Source organism: Ralstonia sp. Ralssp135 (genome assembly GCF_047304345.1).
GTDB classification, from domain to species: domain Bacteria; phylum Pseudomonadota; class Gammaproteobacteria; order Burkholderiales; family Burkholderiaceae; genus Ralstonia; species Ralstonia chuxiongensis.
This window is the reverse complement of sequence record NZ_JBGLYZ010000133.1, coordinates 1-231: the sequence shown is the minus strand read 5'-3', so window position 1 is coordinate 231 and position 231 is coordinate 1. Positions and strand designations below refer to the sequence as shown.

Genomic DNA, 231 nt, shown 5'->3' with positions numbered 1-231 from the left:
GAACTCGCGCAACATGGCCAATCGATGCTCGGGACAGGCGATGCGTTGAAACAGTTGCAGGCAAAAAATGCAGTCAACCGCATTCGCCGACAAGCCGATGGTGAAGGCTGAACTCTGAAAGGTCTTGATCCGTTTCAGCAGGTTCTGCGGATGGTGGGTGCTAGCATGATCGAGCATGTCCTGAGATGGATCGGTCGCGAGGATCACCCGGTTCGCATGCTCGGCCAGCAC

The 231-nt window shown here is 56.3% G+C and carries 1 protein-coding gene; it reads right to left on the bottom strand.

The window, feature by feature from the left end; translation table 11 throughout:
• Positions 1 to 231 (bottom strand): class I SAM-dependent methyltransferase (locus ACCD03_RS25665; RefSeq protein ID WP_413413303.1); only part of this gene is annotated, 231 nt, incomplete at both ends.